13 protein-coding genes and 1 riboswitch are annotated in these 15,366 nt (G+C 73.4%); of the genes, 8 read left to right on the top strand and 5 right to left on the bottom strand.

Annotated elements, in window-relative coordinates; all coding sequences use genetic code 11:
• Nucleotides 1–126: 126 nt before the first annotated feature.
• Nucleotides 127–1,440, bottom strand: a complete 1,314-nt coding sequence (locus tag ACE1OA_RS24305) for a glycosyltransferase family 4 protein (protein WP_356598277.1) — start codon at nucleotides 1,438–1,440, stop codon at nucleotides 127–129.
• Between the two features lie 206 nt (nucleotides 1,441–1,646).
• Here ACE1OA_RS24305 and ACE1OA_RS24300 point away from each other — a divergent pair, with 206 nt between their 5' ends.
• Entirely contained in the window at nucleotides 1,647–2,297 is a 651-nt protein-coding gene (locus ACE1OA_RS24300; RefSeq protein ID WP_432753376.1) for a TetR family transcriptional regulator, read from the top strand.
• Nucleotides 2,298–2,374: 77 nt separating this feature from the next.
• Here the strand turns inward: ACE1OA_RS24300 and ACE1OA_RS24295 are convergent, their stop codons facing one another.
• The 4 genes from ACE1OA_RS24295 to fxsT all read right to left on the bottom strand — a co-directional run bounded on the left by ACE1OA_RS24295 (nucleotide 2,375) and on the right by fxsT (nucleotide 7,273).
• On the bottom strand, nucleotides 2,375–2,911 hold the full coding sequence (locus ACE1OA_RS24295) for a hypothetical protein (protein ID WP_384867543.1): 537 nt from the start codon (nucleotides 2,909–2,911) through the stop codon (nucleotides 2,375–2,377).
• Between the two features lie 82 nt (nucleotides 2,912–2,993).
• Nucleotides 2,994–3,227, bottom strand: coding sequence for a ferredoxin (locus tag ACE1OA_RS24290; RefSeq protein ID WP_147977806.1), 234 nt, complete (start codon nucleotides 3,225–3,227; stop codon nucleotides 2,994–2,996).
• On the bottom strand, nucleotides 3,227–4,696 hold the full coding sequence (locus ACE1OA_RS24285) for an aldehyde dehydrogenase (RefSeq protein WP_356598284.1): 1,470 nt from the start codon (nucleotides 4,694–4,696) through the stop codon (nucleotides 3,227–3,229). The genes ACE1OA_RS24290 and ACE1OA_RS24285 overlap by 1 nt, the downstream gene beginning before the upstream one ends.
• Before the next feature lie 303 nt (nucleotides 4,697–4,999).
• Nucleotides 5,000–7,273, bottom strand: a complete 2,274-nt coding sequence (fxsT, locus tag ACE1OA_RS24280) for an FxSxx-COOH system tetratricopeptide repeat protein (protein ID WP_432753375.1) — start codon at nucleotides 7,271–7,273, stop codon at nucleotides 5,000–5,002.
• 348 nt (nucleotides 7,274–7,621) lie between these two features.
• On the opposite strand from fxsT, the gene ACE1OA_RS24275 reads away from it, so the two are divergent.
• From ACE1OA_RS24275 to ACE1OA_RS24245, 7 genes are all read left to right on the top strand, one after another.
• The gene (locus ACE1OA_RS24275; RefSeq protein WP_356598286.1) at nucleotides 7,622–8,659 is read left to right on the top strand and encodes an MBL fold metallo-hydrolase; all 1,038 of its coding nucleotides are present in this window, start codon (nucleotides 7,622–7,624) and stop codon (nucleotides 8,657–8,659) included.
• A 72-nt stretch (nucleotides 8,660–8,731) separates the two neighbouring features.
• Nucleotides 8,732–8,819: riboswitch (cobalamin riboswitch) on the top strand.
• A 97-nt stretch (nucleotides 8,820–8,916) separates the two neighbouring features.
• Nucleotides 8,917–10,176, top strand: coding sequence for a prenyltransferase/squalene oxidase repeat-containing protein (locus ACE1OA_RS24270; RefSeq protein WP_384867535.1), 1,260 nt, complete (start codon nucleotides 8,917–8,919; stop codon nucleotides 10,174–10,176).
• A 74-nt stretch (nucleotides 10,177–10,250) separates the two neighbouring features.
• Nucleotides 10,251–10,937: an SCO2322 family protein gene (locus tag ACE1OA_RS24265; RefSeq protein ID WP_384867533.1), complete on the top strand. Its 687-nt coding sequence runs from the start codon at nucleotides 10,251–10,253 to the stop codon at nucleotides 10,935–10,937.
• On the top strand, nucleotides 10,934–12,040 hold the full coding sequence (locus tag ACE1OA_RS24260; protein WP_384867531.1) for an energy-coupling factor transporter transmembrane protein EcfT: 1,107 nt from the start codon (nucleotides 10,934–10,936) through the stop codon (nucleotides 12,038–12,040). Before ACE1OA_RS24265 ends, ACE1OA_RS24260 begins: the two co-directional genes overlap by 4 nt.
• Complete coding sequence (locus ACE1OA_RS24255; RefSeq protein ID WP_432753374.1) at nucleotides 12,037–13,746, top strand: ABC transporter ATP-binding protein; 1,710 nt, start codon at nucleotides 12,037–12,039, stop codon at nucleotides 13,744–13,746. The genes ACE1OA_RS24260 and ACE1OA_RS24255 overlap by 4 nt, the downstream gene beginning before the upstream one ends.
• The gene (locus tag ACE1OA_RS24250) at nucleotides 13,743–14,612 is read left to right on the top strand and encodes an ECF transporter S component (RefSeq protein ID WP_384867529.1); all 870 of its coding nucleotides are present in this window, start codon (nucleotides 13,743–13,745) and stop codon (nucleotides 14,610–14,612) included. Before ACE1OA_RS24255 ends, ACE1OA_RS24250 begins: the two co-directional genes overlap by 4 nt.
• A 285-nt stretch (nucleotides 14,613–14,897) precedes the next feature.
• Nucleotides 14,898–15,299, top strand: a complete 402-nt coding sequence (locus tag ACE1OA_RS24245) for a transglycosylase SLT domain-containing protein (protein WP_147977813.1) — start codon at nucleotides 14,898–14,900, stop codon at nucleotides 15,297–15,299.
• Nucleotides 15,300–15,366 lie beyond the last annotated feature (67 nt).

The raw sequence follows: 15,366 nt of genomic DNA, 5'->3' as shown, positions 1-15,366 counted from the left end.
TCTGCCCTTCCGGATGGCCGGGGGCCGCGGGGCGGCCCGGAGTCGTACCCGCGGTGCGGGACAGGGGGGATCCCGCGGGGCGGGAGTGGGGGTGGTGGTTCGGCGCGGCGCGGTGTCCGCGGGCGGTCACCGGCGCGCTCCCTGGCGGGCGATGGCCTCGCGGTAGAGGTCCGCCGTGCCCTGGGCGGCCCGGGCCCAGGTGAAGTTCGCCAGGACCCTCGCCCGGCCGGCGGCGCCCAGGCGGGCGCGGAGCTCGGCGTCGTCGAGCGTCCGGCCGAGGGCGGCGGCGAGCGCGCCCGCGTCGCCGGGGGGCACCGCGAGGCAGGTCTCGCCGTCGGGGCCCGCGACCTCGGGGATCGCGCCGCCGGTGGTGGCGACGAGGGGGGTGCCGGTCGCCATGGCCTCGGCGGCGGGCAGGGAGAACCCCTCGTACAGGGAGGGCACGCAGGAGACCTGGGCGGAGCGCACGAGGTCCACGAGCTCTGCGTCGGAGATCCCCTTGACGAACTCGACGGCGTCGTGGAGCCCGTAGCGCTCGATGGCCTGGGCGACCGGGCCGTCCTCGGCGCGCTTGCCGACGACGACGAGGTGGGCGGCCGGGTTCTCGGTGCGCAGCTTGGCGAGGGCCTCGATCAGGTGGATCAGGCCCTTGAGGGGGACGTCGGCGCTGGAGGTGGTGACGATCCGGCCCGGGACCTCGGCGACGGAGGGGTCGGGCGACCACAGGTCGGTGTCGGCGCCGATGTGGACGACGCGGATGCGGGCGTCCCGTACGCCGAGGTGGTCGACGATCTCCTGGCGGGAGGTGCCGGACACGGTCAGCACGGACGGCAGCCGGCGGGCGACCCGCTTCTGCATCCGGGTGAAGCCGTACCAGCGGCGGACGGAGGCGCGGCGCTTCCAGTCGGCGGCGGCGTCGAGTTCGAGCTGCCGGTCGACGGTGATGGGGTGGTGGATGGTGGTGACCAGGGGGGCGCCGATCGCGCCGGGGCCGCCGAGGAGTCCGTAGCCGAGCGTCTGGTTGTCGTGCACGACGTCGAAGTCGCCGCGGCGGGCGGCGAGCATGCGCCGGGCGCGCAGCGAGAAGGTGAGCGGCTCGGGGAAGCCGCCGGTCCACATGGTGGCGACCTCGAGCGCGTCGATCCAGTCGCGGTACTCGTCGCGCTTGGGCGTGCGGAACGGGTCCGGCGACCGGTAGAGGTCGAGGCTGGCCAGCTCGGTGAGCGGAACGCCTTCGTCCAGGGTCGGGTAGGGCTGCGAGCCGATGACCTCGACGCTGTGCCCGAGGCGGGCCAGTTCGCGGGAGAGGTGCCGTACGTAGACCCCCTGGCCGCCGCAGAACGGGTTCCCCTTGTACGTCAGGAGAGCGATCCGCAACGGACGGTCACCGTCGATGGCGACGCCCTGGCGGGGGCCTGCTTCTATGGCCTCAGCGGTCACTCGCTGCCCCCTTCGAGCTTGCGTTTCGCGGGAGCGTAACCGCTCGCGCTAATCTAGAACAAGTTACAGACTTGATCGTTCTTGATCCTTCAAGGAGCACTGAATCTACCGGCAGGTAGCTCCGCCGTAAGAGCCGGATCAGGTGATTCGCGCCACGGCGGGCAGCGCGCCATACTGTCGCTCCCTCACCGCACGGAACGGGACCCATGACCGCGGAAGACAGACCCGACTCGCCGCCCCTGACAGAGCGCCAGGAGGCGCGCCGTCGCCGCATCCTGCACGCCAGCGCGCAGCTGGCCGGGCGGGGCGGCTTCGAGGCCGTACAGATGCGTGAGGTCGCCGAGGCGGCCGGGGTGGCGCTGGGGACGCTGTACCGCTACTTCCCCTCCAAGATCCATCTGCTGGTCGCGACGATGCAGGACCAGCTCCAGCACATGCACACCACCTTGCGGAAGCGGCCTCCGGCGGGCGCGACGGCGGCGGAGCGGGTGGCGGAGACGCTGATGCGGGCGTTCCGCGCGCTCCAGCGGGAACCGCAGCTCGCGGACGCGATGGTGCGGGCACTGACGTTCGCCGACCGGAGCGTCAGCCCGGAGGTGGACACGGTGTCCCGGGTGACCACGGCGATCATCCTGGACTCGATGGGTCTGGAGCAGCCGACACCGCAGCAGCTGTCCGCGGTGCGCGTGATCGAGCACACCTGGCACTCGGCCCTGATCACCTGGCTCTCGGGCCGGGCGTCGATCGCGCAGGTGAAGATCGACATCGAGACCGTCTGCCGGCTGATCGACCTGACGGCGCCGGCCGAGCCGGCCACGCCCCCGGAGGGCCGCGGACGGCTCACGGCCTCGCACTGAGCGGCCGGCCGCCGGCCGGCCCGGCCGGCGACGCGCGCCGACGCCGTCGCGGCGACCGACAGGCCCTCGGGCAGCCCTCAGGACTTCTTGTTCTTCTCCAGGTCGGCCTTGAACAGCGCCTCGCACTCGGCGCCGTTGTCCGTGGCGACGAAGAGGACCATCTGGAAGCCGGACATGCCGTGCCGGCTGGCCTTCACGGTCCAGTCGCTCTTGGTCAGGGACATGACGGTGGAACCGCTCTGGTCCACCTTCTGCCCCTCCTTCCAGCCGCCCTTGCCCAGCGCCGCCGTGGTGGCGTCGAAGGACTTCTTCGGGTCGGCCGCCTTGTCGGCGTCGGCCTGCCAGGACACCATGCAGTTCTTGAGCTCGGCCGGCACCGGGTCGTCCGAGGTCTTCTCGGTGAAGCCGGCGGCCGTGGCCGCCGCCGCGATCTCCTTGGTGACCGCGGCGCCGTCGAGGTCGCCGCCCGCCTCCGAGCCGCCGCCGGAGGACCCGGCGGTCGAGCCCGCCGACGACGAACCGCCCTGGCCCTTGTCCGAACCGCCCTCGCCGCCGCAGCCCGCGACCAGCATCACCACACCGGCGGCCGCAGCCACCCACTTCGCCTTGCGCACAACGCTCCCGATCCTGGGCGCACGCGGGCCCGTTGCCCCCGTGATCAAGGCAGAAGTTTTGCACGTGGGAACGACTCCTCGGTTACTCCTCCGGCGGGAAGACCGGCTCCCCGCCGTCCAGGAGGGTGATCAGGATCGCCTCCACCGGGCAGCCCTCGGCCGCCGCGAGGACGCCCTCGTTCGCGTCCGACTCCGGTGCGGTGGGGTGCGACTGACGGGCCGTGTCCAGACGGAAGCCGTGCGGAGCGTGGTTGACGCACATGCCGGAACCGATGCAGACCCCCCGGTCGACCTCCACGAGCCAGCGGTCCCCCATCACGCGCCACCGGGCCCCTCATAGCCGGCGGGCAGGTGGATCATCTTGTGCTCCAGGTACGCGCCGAGTCCCTCGGGACCGAACTCCCGTCCCAGGCCGGAGTTCTTGTAGCCGCCGAACGGGCCCAGCATGTCGAGGCTGAAGGTGTTGACGTTGAAGGTGCCGGTGCGCACCCGGCGGGCGAAGTCGACGCCGTGCTCCACGTCCCCGGTCCAGACGCTGCCGCTCAGCCCGTAGTCGGAGTCGTTCGCGATGCGCAGGGCCTCGTTCTCGTCGCCGTAGGGCAGGAGGCAGATGACCGGGCCGAATATCTCCTCCCGGGCGATGCGCATCGTGTTGTCGACACCGCCGAAGAGGGTGGGCTCGACGTACCAGCCCCGGTCGAGTCCGGCCGGCCGGCCGCCGCCCGTGAGGATCTTGGCGCCTTCCTCCTGGCCGAGCCTGATGTAGTCGAGCGACCGCTGCTGCTGGCGCCGGGCGACCAGGGGGCCGACCTGGGTGGCCGGGTCGAGCGGGTCGCCGACGGCCAGCGCGCCGGCCGCCGCCGCGAACGCCTCGGCGATCTCGTCGTACCGGCTGCGCGGTACGAGGATCCGGGTCTGGGCGACGCACGCCTGGCCGTTGTTCATCCAGGCGGCGGGGACGATCCCGGCGACGGCGGTCGCCAGGTCCGCGTCGGGCAGGACGACGGCCGCGGACTTGCCGCCGAGCTCCAGCGTGACGCGGGTGAGGTTGCGCGAGGCCACCTCCATCACGCGCTTGCCGGCGGCGACGGACCCGGTGAAGGAGACCTTGTCGACGCCCGGGTGCCCGACCAGGTACTCGCTGACCTCGCGGTCGGCGGGCAGGATCGACAGCACGCCCTCCGGCAGTCCGGCCTCGGCCGCGATCTCGGCGAGGATGTAGGAGTCGAGGGGGGACTCCGGCGACGGCTTGAGGATCACCGAACAGCCGGCGAGCAGCGCGGGGCCGAGCTTCGCCGCGGCCGTGAACTGCGGCACGTTCCAGGGCACGACGGCGGCGACCACGCCCACCGGCTCGCGGCGCAGCAGAAGCGGCCCGAGCACGCCCGCGCGCCGCTCCTCGAACGGGAAGTCGCGCGCGACGGTGATGGCGGCGTCCCACACCATCATCGCGCCGAGCGCCTGCGCGAGCACGCTCCACGAGTACGGGGAGCCGTTCTGGGAGGAGATGGAGCGGGCGATCTCCTCGTGGCGCACGGCGACGGCGTCCTTGATGCGGCCGACGACCTCGATCCGCTCCTCCAGGGTCGTCCGCGGCCAGGGGCCGTGGTCGAAGGCCGCGCGCGCGGCGGCGACGGCCCGGTCGACGTCGGCCTCGGAGGCGTGCGGCACCCGGCCGATGACCTCCTCGGTGTGGGGCGAGACGACCTCGATGACATCACCGCCGAGCGGGTCGGCCAGTGCTCCGCCGATGAACAGCTTTCCGTGCTCCACAAGCTCGGTCATGACCGACTGCCTCCCGGAACCCGCGATGGTTTCTGACTGTGTTTCAGAACTGATACCAGTTCTAGTTATACTTGGCCAGGCTCAGGGCAGGACGGGCCCCCACCAGCGGGTTCGGCGCGGGTGGGGCCTGTGTCATGCCGCTTAAGCCGTCTCTGGGCCGGCGGACGCCCTCCGAGCTTTCGTTCCATGTCGTCGACGGGTGTCCGGGTCCGACTCCCGCTGCTCGGGCTGGCCGGCACGGCGCCGCAGAGCCTCGGCCTCGCCTGCCCGCGCCGTTCGGCTATCCGCGTCTTTGGCGCCGGATCAGGCGGATCCGTCTTCCGCCAGCTCTTCGAGCTGCTTGGCGCTGCGCAGGGTGTTGGGGTGGTCCTCACCCAGCACCCGGCGTCGGCGGGTCAACGTGTCCTCGGCAAGGGCCTGTGCGGCTTCGTTCTCCCCCAGCTCAGCCAGCCAGATCGCGAGGTTGTGCGCACTGGTCAGGGTGTCGGGGTGGTCCTCACCCAGCACCCGCCGCCTGCGGGCCAACGTGTCCTCGGCCAAGGCGTGGGCGGCCTCGATCTCCCCCAGCGCAGCCAGCCGGATGGCCAGGTTGTTGGCGCTGCGCAGAGTGTTGGGATGGTCCTCACCCAGCACCCGCCGCCTGCGGGCCAACGTGTCCTCGGCCAAGGCGCGTGCGGCCTCGTTCTCCCCCAGCGCAGCCAGCCGGATGGCGAGACTGTGGGCACTGCTCAGTGTGTCGGGGTGGTCCTCACCCAGCACCCGCCGTCGGCGGGCCAGCGTGTCCTCGGCCAAGGCGTGGGCCTTCGTGAGGTCGTGGGTCTCGCCGTAGGCGCGGGTGAGGTAGTTGACGGCCCACCGGGTGTGCGGATGGTCCGGGCCCAGTTGCTGCGTCCAGGTGTCGTGCAGCTGTTGCAGGCGGGGCAGGGCGGCGGGAGCGCTGCCGCGGTCCATGAGGTACCAGCATGCCTCGCATGCCGCGAACCGGCCGTCCGCAGTCGTGAAGTCACCGGGCTCCAGGGCGAGCAGGTGGGGCACCAGCGCGGGCCAGGCGGGCCAGGTCTCAGGGTGCGCTGCGCCACCGGGATAGGCGGCGGTGAGGAGGGTTTCCGCGGCCCGGGCCGCATCCGCGTAGTCGGCCGGGGTGAGCTGGTCGCGGATCACGGCCTGGGTGAGGCGGTGCAACTGCATTGTGCCGTCCTGGATGCGTGCCAGACCCTGCGCGGCAAGGGCACGCAGGGCGGTGCGGACCGCGAGGGGGTTGCTGAGCAGTCCCGTCAGCGACGGCGACGGGTCGGTGACGGGGTGGGTGCACGTGTGCAGGGGGAAGGGTTCGGGTGCCAGCAACGCGCAGGCCCGCAGCAGAGTCAACGCGTCGGGTCGGGTCGTGGCCAGGTGTCGGGTGCTCAGGCGGATCTGGGCCGCCAGCGAGACCGGGTAGGTGTCGGGGCAGCCTTCGTCCAGGACCTCGCTGATCCGCTCCTGGAGCAGTTGCAGGTACTGGGCGACCGTGAGGCCGTCGGTGAGGAGGGCGGCGGCCTGGACCAGGGCCAGCGGCAGGTCCTCCAGCGGCTGCGCCAGCCGGTCCGCATCGGCCTCGCTCAGACCCGGGACACGGGAGCGCAGCAGGGTGATCGATTCGGTGCGGGCGAAGGCGTCCACCTCCACCGCCACAGCCTGGTCGTGCCAGTGGGGATTGCGGGAGGTGATCAGCACATGCCCGTTCCCCCCGGGCAGAAACGGGCTCAGGGCGGCGGGGTCCTCGGCGTTGTCGAAGACCAGCAGCCAACGCCCCCGGGTGCGCAGTTCCTCCGTCAGCGCCTCGCACGCCTCACCCGAAGCGATGCCGGCCTGCGCCGCTCCGGTCTTGACCGCCAACTCCGCTAACTGATCGGGAATCAGGGCTGGTTCCTCGGAGCGGATCCACCACACCAGCTCGTACTCCCCGGCGAACCGGTGCCCGTACTCGATCGCCAGCTGCGTCTTGCCCACCCCGCCCCGGCCGCGTAGAGCCTGCACCGCCACCCGGGAACCCGACGCGAGTGTCTGCCGCAGCCGCACCAGCAGATCGTCCCGGCCGGTGAACCCGGCGTTGCGCCCCGGCAGGTTCCACACCCGCGGCAGGCTGCCCGGCAGCCGTGGAACCGAGCCGCCCACCCCCCGTAACCGGCCCGCATCGCCGGGGAATCCGGGCCGGCCGTCAGGACGGCGCGGCCCGCCCACCGCCTGAAGGAGCACCGTCCGCGCCTCGTCCTCGCCCAGGCCCGCCAGCGAGGGCGCGAGCAGTGGGCGCAGGACGGGCGGGGCAGGCGTGGAGTCGATCCGCACCGGGATCAGCTTCTGCTTCGCCGCGAGGACGGCCGTCCACTCCGCGGTCGTGAACCGGACCGGGTCGAAGTACGCCTCCGAGAACACCGCCAGCATCCGCCCCGAGGCCAGCGCGGCGTTCATCTTCAGGACGAAGTTCTCCCCCGCGCCCCAGTCCCAGTAGTCCAGCTCCACCTCGTAGCCGGCATCCACCAACTGCCAGGCCACCCACTCCGCCCACGCCCGGTCCGCCCCCGCATGACTGACGAACACCCGACCGACATCGCCGACCAACCCACACCCCCGACGCAACCCCGGCACCAGACCACCGACAGTAGGCCAGCCAACCCCACACCCGCCTACACATCACCCCACTCCCCACCGAACCGCGGGCGCCGACAAGCTCGGGGGACGGCCGCCGCCGCGTCCACCTGGCTCCTCCGCTGGAGCGGGGTCCGTCTCATGACGGGCGGCGGCCGCTCCACCGCGCGGGACCCCCGCCCCCCGCCGGTGCGAAGGCGGTGCGGGGATGATTCGCCCACCCTCTCTGACGCATCGTCAGTTCTCGTTATAGTGGCCCTGGTCGAGCAAGTGCCGTGCGTCGCGCAGAGATGAGGGCCCATGACCCAGGTGACCGAGCACGGTGGAGGCGTCTGGTCGATCCGGGTTCCCATTCCGGACAACCCGCTCGGCCACACCCTCGTCCATCTCCTCGACACCGATCGCGGTCCCGTCCTGATCGACACCGGCTGGGACGATCCGGCGTCCTGGAGCGAACTCTCCGACGGGCTGGAGGCGTTGGGGACCTCCGTGCGCGAGGTGCACGGTGTCGTCATCACCCACCACCACCCCGACCACCACGGCCTCTCGGGCAAGGTCCGCGAGGAGTCCGGTGCGTGGATCGCCATGCACGCCGCCGACACCGACGTCGTACGCCGCACCCGCGCCTCCGAGCCCGCCGCCTGGCTCGACTACCTCGCGCGCAAGCTGGCCGCCGTCGGCGCCCCCGAGGAGCACACCGCCCCGCTGCTCGCCGCCCGGTCGGGCCGCCGGATCCGGGCGCTTCCCGGGCTGCGCTCGGCCCTGCCCGACCGCGAGATCGTCCCCGGCGAGCTGCTCGACCTGGCCGGACGGCGGCTGCGGGCGATCTGGACCCCCGGCCACACGCCCGGGCACGTCTGCCTCCACCTGGAGGAGGAGCATCCCGCGCGACTGCCCGGCCACGGCCGGCTCTTCTCCGGCGACCACCTGCTGCCCGGCATCACCCCGCACATCGGGCTCTACGAAGACCCCGACGACGCCACCGTCACCGATCCGCTCGGCGACTACCTGGACTCGCTGGAGCGCATCGGCCGCCTCGGCGTCGCCGAGGTGCTCCCCGCCCACCAGCACGCCTTCGCCGACGCCGCCGGCCGGGTGCGCGAACTGCTCGACCACCACGAGGAGCGGCTGACCGGCCTGCTCGACCTGCTGACGACGCCGCTCACGCCCTGGCAGCTGGCCGAGCGGATGGAGTGGAACCGGCCGTGGGAGCAGATCCCGAGCGGGTCGCGGAACATCGCCGTCAGCGAGGCCGAGGCCCATGTGCGGCGGCTGGTGAAGCTGGGACGGGCGGAGCGGGCCGAGGGCACGGACCCGGTGGCGTACGTCGCGGTGTGAGGCGCCTCGCACCCACGGGGCGGGCCCCCTACGGCCCGGTACAGTGGGCGCGTCGTCATCATGCCCGTGCGGGGGGAAGCCGGTGGGAATCCGGCGCTGACCCGCAACCGTGAGCCGTCCTCGCAGCCTCCCAGGCCGCCGTCGGTGAGTCGGAATGCCCCGTCCGGGACGTGAGCGCCGGCACCGTCGAGGAATACGGAGCCGAGCCTGGTGCCCTTGTGCGTGCCGGTGCCCGGCCGCAGGAGAGGCCAGCACGCATGATCACCGTTCGCCGAGGCGCCGCCGCGCTCGCAGCCGCCACCGTGCTGTGCACCGGGATGGCCCCGACCGCGTTCGCCGCGCCGTCGCCGTCGCCCACCCCCGCGCCCGTGATCCCCGCCGGGCTGTACGGCGAGAAGGACCCGACGTACGACGGTGTCTGGCGCCAGTCGCTCGCCTTCATCGCCCAGCGGACGAACAACGTCCAGCCCGCCGAGCAGGCCGTGACCTGGCTGCAGCGTCAGCAGTGCGAGAGCGGTGCCTTCGCCTCGTACCGTCCGGATCCGGCCAAGCCCTGCGACCCGGCCACCATGCTCGACACCAACGCCACCGCCGTCGCCGTCCAGGCGCTGTCCGGGGTGCGGCGCGAGAGCGCCGACCCCGAGGCGGTCGGCAAGGCGGCCAAGGCCGGTGCGGGCTGGCTCAAGGGCGTGCAGAACAAGGACGGCGGCTGGGGCTACAACCCCGGCAGCCCCAGCGACGCCAACTCCACCTCGATCGTGATCGGCGCGCTCGCCGCCCTGGGCGAGAAGCCGGGCGAGGTCAGGTCCACCGCCGGCAAGACCCCGTACGACGCGCTGCTCGGCTTCGCCGTGCCCTGCGCGGTCAAGGACGGCGCGGGCGCCTTCGCCTACCAGCCCGACAAGAGCGGCAAGCTGCTCGCGAACGCCGACGCCACCGCGGCCGCCACCCTCGCGGGTCTCGGCAAGGGCATCACCGCCCGCGGTGTGACGCCGGAGCAGGCCCCGGTCTGCACGGACCTGCCCAAGCCGACCGCCGAGCGGGCCGCCCTCAACGGCGCCTCCTACCTGGCCACCGCCCTCGCGAAGACCGGTCACCTGGACACCCCGCCGATGCCCGGCGCCGCCGAGACGGCCCCGCTGCCCGACTTCGGCAACACCGCCGACGCGGTCGTCGCGCTCGCCGCGTCCGGCGCCATGAAGGAGGCGAACGGGGCACTGACCTGGCTGGAGCAGAACGCCCTCGGCTGGGCCCGGGACAACGGCCCCGCCGCCTACGCGCAGCTCGTCTTCGCCTCGAACGCGATGGGCGTCGACCCGCGCCACTTCGGTTCGACCGACCTCCTCAAGGCGCTGAACGCCAGCGGCCCGGCGCCGCAGGCCACGGCCACCGCCGCGTCCTCGGCGGGTGACGAGGCCGAGGACGACGACTCCGGCTTCGACCTGTGGTGGATCATCGGCATCGGCATGGTGGTGGGTGTCGGCGTCGGCTTCCTGATCAGCGGCCGCAAGAAGTGAGGGCCCGGCTCGCCGGCGCCGCCCCGGGACCGGCCGGCCGGTCGCGCCCGGGCACCGCGCCGCGGTCCGCCGCCGTGCTCGCCGTCGCCTTGCTCGCGGCGGCCTTCGCGGCGCTGGCCGGCGCCGCACCCGCGCAGGCCGCGGGCTACCGCTACTGGTCGTTCTGGGAGAGCGACGGCGGCGGCACATGGGCGTACGCCACGCAGGGCCCGGCGACGGCCCGGCCCGCGGACGGCGACGTGAACGGCTTCCGCTTCGCGGTCAGCAAGGACTCGAACGACGCGGCACGTCCCTCGGTCGCCCCCGACTTCACGGCGGTGTGCGCCGACACCCGGGCGAAGGCCGGCACCAAGCGCGTCGCGGTCGTGGTCGACTTCGGCGTTCCGGCGGACGCGCCGCAGGGCGAGCAGCCGCCGGCGCCCGCGCTGAGGACCGGCTGCGCGCAGGTGCGCGAGGACGCGACGAGCGCGGAGGCGCTGGCGGCGGTCGCCAAGCCGCTGCGCTACGACAGCGCCGCGCTGCTGTGCGGGATCGCGGGCTACCCGGCGCGGGGCTGCGGCGAGCAGGTGGCGGACACGCCGCCGTCCGGCGCGACCGCCACCGAGAAGCCGGGCGGCGGTCGGCCGACGTCCTCGGACGGCACGCGGGAGAGCGCCGGGGAGGACGACGGCGCCGGCCCGTCCGTCGGGATCGTCGCGGGCGGAGCGGCCGTGCTCCTGCTCGGTGGCGCGGCCGTCCGGCAGGCCCGCCGCCGGCGATGACACCGCTGCGCGCCCCGGAGGCGAACCGCTCCAACGCCCTGCACGCCGGCGCCTGGTGGCTGTGGGCGCTCGGTCTGGCGGTGGCCGCGTCCCGCACCACCAATCCGCTGGTCCTCGGTCTGATCGTCGGGGTCGCCGGCTATGTCGTGGCGGCCCGCCGTACCGACGCGCCCTGGGCGCGCTCGTACGGGGCGTTCGTGAAGCTGGGCCTGTTCGTGGTGTTCCTGCGGGTGGTGTTCTCGGTCGTCCTGGGCTCGCCGATCCCGGGTTCGCACGTGCTGGTCACGCTGCCCGAGGTGCCGTTGCCGGAGTGGGCGCAGGGGGTGCGGATCGGGGGCCGGGTCACCGCCGAGCAGGTGGTGTTCGCGCTGTACGACGGCCTGAAGCTGGCGACCCTGTTGATCTGTGTGGGTGCGGCGAACGCGCTGGCCAATCCGGCGCGGCTGCTGAAGTCGCTGCCGGGTGCGCTCTACGAGGCCGGGGTGGCGGTGGTGGTGGCCATGACCTTCGCGCCGAACATGGTCGCGGACGTGATGCGGCTGAGGACGGCCCGGCGGTTGCGGGGGCGGCCGACGGGCGGGGTGCGGGCGGTTCTGCAGATCGGGCTGCCGGTCCTGGAGGGCGCCCTGGAGCGGTCGGTCGCGGTGGCGGCGTCGATGGACGCGCGCGGGTACGGGCGTACGGCGCAGGTCCCGGTGGCCGTGCGGCGGACGACGAACGTGCTGACGCTGGGCGGGCTGCTGGGGATGTGCGCCGGTTCGTACGGTCTGCTGGCCGCGGAGGGCGCCTCGTACGGGCTGCCGCTCGTCGTCGCCGGACTCGTCGCGGCCATGGCCGGCCTGCGGCTCGGCGGCCGGCGGGCGGTCCGGACCCGGTACCGGCCGGACCGGTGGGGGGGCAGGGCGTGGCTGGTCGCCGGTTCGGGTGTCGCGGTGGCGGCGCTGATGATCCGGGCGAACGCGTACGCGTACGGGGCCCTGCATCCGGGGGTCGTGCCCCTGGTGGCGCCGGAGCTGCCGGTGTGGCCCGCCGTCTCGGTCCTGGTGGGCCTGCTGCCCGCGTTCGTCGCTCCGGTGCCCGCTGCCAAGGAGGTCTCCTCGTGATCCGCTTCGAGAACGTCTCGGTGACGTACGCCGAGAGGGGTGCGCCGACGCTGCGGAATCTGGACCTGACGGTCCCCGAGGGCGAACTGGTGCTGCTCGTCGGCCCGTCGGGGGTCGGCAAGTCGACGTTGCTCGGCGCGGTGTCGGGGCTCGTCCCGCACTTCACGGGCGGGACGCTGACGGGCCGGGTGACGGTCGCGGGGCGGGACACCCGGACGCACAAGCCGCGCGAACTGGCGGACGTGGTCGGGACGGTGGGCCAGGATCCGCAGGCGCACTTCGTGACGGACACGGTCGAGGACGAGCTGGCGTACGGGATGGAGTCGCTGGGTCTGGCGCCGGCGGTGATGCGGCGCCGGGTGGAGGAGACGCTGGACCTGCTGGGGCTGGCGGAGCTGCGCGACCGGCCGATCGCCACCCTGTCCGGGGGGCAGCAGCAGCGGGTCGCGATCGGCTCGGTGCTGACCCCGCATCCCCGGGTGCTGGTCCTGGACGAGCCGACGTCGGCGCTTGACCCGGCGGCGGCGGAGGACGTGCTCGCGGTGCTCCAGCGGCTGGTCCACGATCTGGGGACGACGGTGCTGATGGCGGAGCACCGTCTGGAGCGTGTGGTGCAGTACGCGGACCGGGTGCTGTTGCTGCCCGAGGGTGTGATGGGTCCGCCGGCCGAGGTCATGGCGGTGTCCCCGGTGTGTCCGCCGGTGGTGGCGCTGGGCCGGCTCGCGGGCTGGAGTCCGCTGCCGCTGACGGTCCGCGACGCACGTCGGGAGGCGGCCGGGCTGCGGGAGCGGCTCGGGGACGTGTCCCCGGCGAGCCCGGTCCCGGCCGTGCCGGCCGCGCCGCCGGTGCGGGACGCCGGCCCGGCTTCCGAGGCGTCCGGCTCCGGGCGGCGGGGGCGGTTCTCGCCGTTCCGGCGTCGGAGCGGCGGCGTGGAAGCGTCGGGGCGGGCCGGGGAGCCGGGCCTGGTCGACGTCCGCGGGCTCGGGGTGCGGCGGGGCCGGGTCGAGGCGCTCCGGCGGGTCGACCTGCGGGTCGCGCCGGGCGAGACGGTCGCGCTGATGGGGCGCAACGGCGCCGGGAAGTCGACGCTGCTCGGTTCGCTCGTCGGGATGGTCGAGCCGACGTCCGGCAGTGTGCTGGTGGGTGGCCGGGCCCCGCACCGTACGGATCCCCGCGAGCTGATCCGGCGGGTGGGCCTGGTGCCGCAGGAGCCGCGGGACCTGCTGTACGCGGACACGGTCGCCGCCGAGTGCGCGGCGGCCGACGCGGACGCGGGCGCCTCGCCCGGGAGCTGCCGCGCCCTCGTGTCGGAGCTGCTGCCGGGGGTGACGGACGGGACTCATCCCCGGGACCTGTCGGAGGGCCAGCGTCTGGCGCTCGCCCTGGCCGTCGTCCTCACCGGGCGTCCGCCGCTGCTGCTGCTCGACGAGCCGACCCGGGGTCTGGACTACGCGGCCAAGGGCCGGCTCGTCGCGCATCTGCGCGCGCTGGCCGCCGAGGGGCACGCCATCGTGCTCGCCACGCACGACGTGGAACTCGCGGCGGAGCTGGCGCACCGCGTGGTGATCCTGGCCTCCGGCGAGGTGGTGGCGGACGGCCCGACCGCCGACGTGGTCGTCTCCTCCCCCGCCTTCTCCCCTCAGGTCGCCAAGATCCTCGCCCCGCAGCCCTGGCTCACGGTCGAGCAGGTACGGGAGGCGCTGTGAGCGCGGGGGCCCGTCCGATCCGGCTCGGACCGCGTTCCGTCGCCGCCCTCCTTCTCGTCTCCGTGATCGGGCTGATCGCCATCGGATGGCCGCTGCTCGCGGACGGTGACGCCGCGGTCACCACGCATGCCGCGGACGCGCCGTGGCTGTTCGCGGCGCTGCTGCCGCTGCTGATCGGCGTGGTGGTCGCGACGATCGCCGACTGCGGCATGGACGCGAAGGCGGTCGCGATGCTGGGCGTGCTGGCGGCGGTGGGGGCCGCGCTGCGGCCGCTGGGCGCCGGGACGGCCGGGATCGAGCCGATGTTCTTCCTGATGGTGCTGAGCGGCCGGGTTCTGGGGCCGGGCTTCGGTTTCGTCCTCGGCTCGGTGACGATGTTCGCGTCCGCCCTGCTCACCGGCGGGGTGGGGCCGTGGATGCCGGTGCAGATGCTGGCGATGGGCTGGTTCACCATGGGGGCCGGTCTGCTGCCGGGGCCGGAGCGGCTGCGGGGTCGGGGCGAGCTGCTGGTGCTGGCGGCCTACGGCTTCGTCGCGGCGTTCGCGTACGGCACCGTCACCAATCTGTACGGCTGGGTGACGGTCGGTGGTCTCGCGCACGGGGTCTCGTTCCAGCCGGGGCAGCCGGTGGACGAGAACCTGGTGCGGTTCCTGGCCTACGTGCTGGCGACCTCGCTCGGCTGGGACCTGGGCCGCGCCGTGCTGACCGTCGTCCTCACGCTCACCGTCGGCGGCACGCTCCTGCGGGCGCTGCGACGGGCGACGCGGCGGGCCAACTTCGAGGCCCAGGTCACATTCGAGCCCTCGGAAGGGTCCCTTCGCGGTGAGGCGCCCCACACGACCAAAGTCCCCTACGGCCCGGAGTAGTAGCGGGTCACACCCTTCCAAATCCCCCCATAACCGGTTCTGGACCGCGAAAACGCCATGGGTCCGGCCCCGGGACCTTCCGCGGGGGTGCGATGGGCACTAGTACAAGGGGTCGTTGCGTCGCTCTTCCGGCCCTGCTTCTCTGGTGGACGTCGCCGGGCAGCAAGCGTTCGCCGCTGCTCCCCCGGACAGGCCGAATCCCCCGGTTCCCGGATTCCCCGGGCTCTGGTTCCGGCTTGCCCGAATCGCCCGGCGCAGACATGTCCCCGACGTAAGGTGTCTCCCTTGATCCGCTCCATCGCCACTCGTGTCTCCGACCGCAAGAAGACCGTCGCCGCCTCCGCAGCCGTGCTGCTGGCCGCCTCGGGTGCGGTGCTGGGAACGACCGCTTCGGCCTCGGCCGCCAGCCCGCAGGAGATCGCCAAGAAGATCGTCCCTGCTGGCCAGTACCAGGCCTTCAGCAAGATCGTCGAGCACGAGTCCGGGTGGAACTTCACGGCCACCAACTCCTCCAGCGGCGCCTACGGCCTGGTCCAGGCCCTTCCGGCCTCGAAGATGGCCTCGGCCGGTTCCGACTGGAAGACGAACCCCGCCACGCAGATCAAGTGGGGTCTGAACTACATGAACGAGCGCTACGGCAGCCCGAACGCCGCCTGGTCGTTCTGGCAGGCCAACGGCTGGTACTAAGAGCACCTCGTACCGCCACCGGCAGCCGCGCACGCATACGCAAGGCCCCGCCCTCCGCTCGGAGGGG

Origin of the sequence: Streptomyces sp. JL2001 (genome assembly GCF_050917515.1) — a bacterium.
Classification (GTDB): Bacteria; Actinomycetota; Actinomycetes; order Streptomycetales; family Streptomycetaceae; genus Streptomyces.
This window is presented reverse-complemented; position numbering and strand designations above follow the sequence as displayed.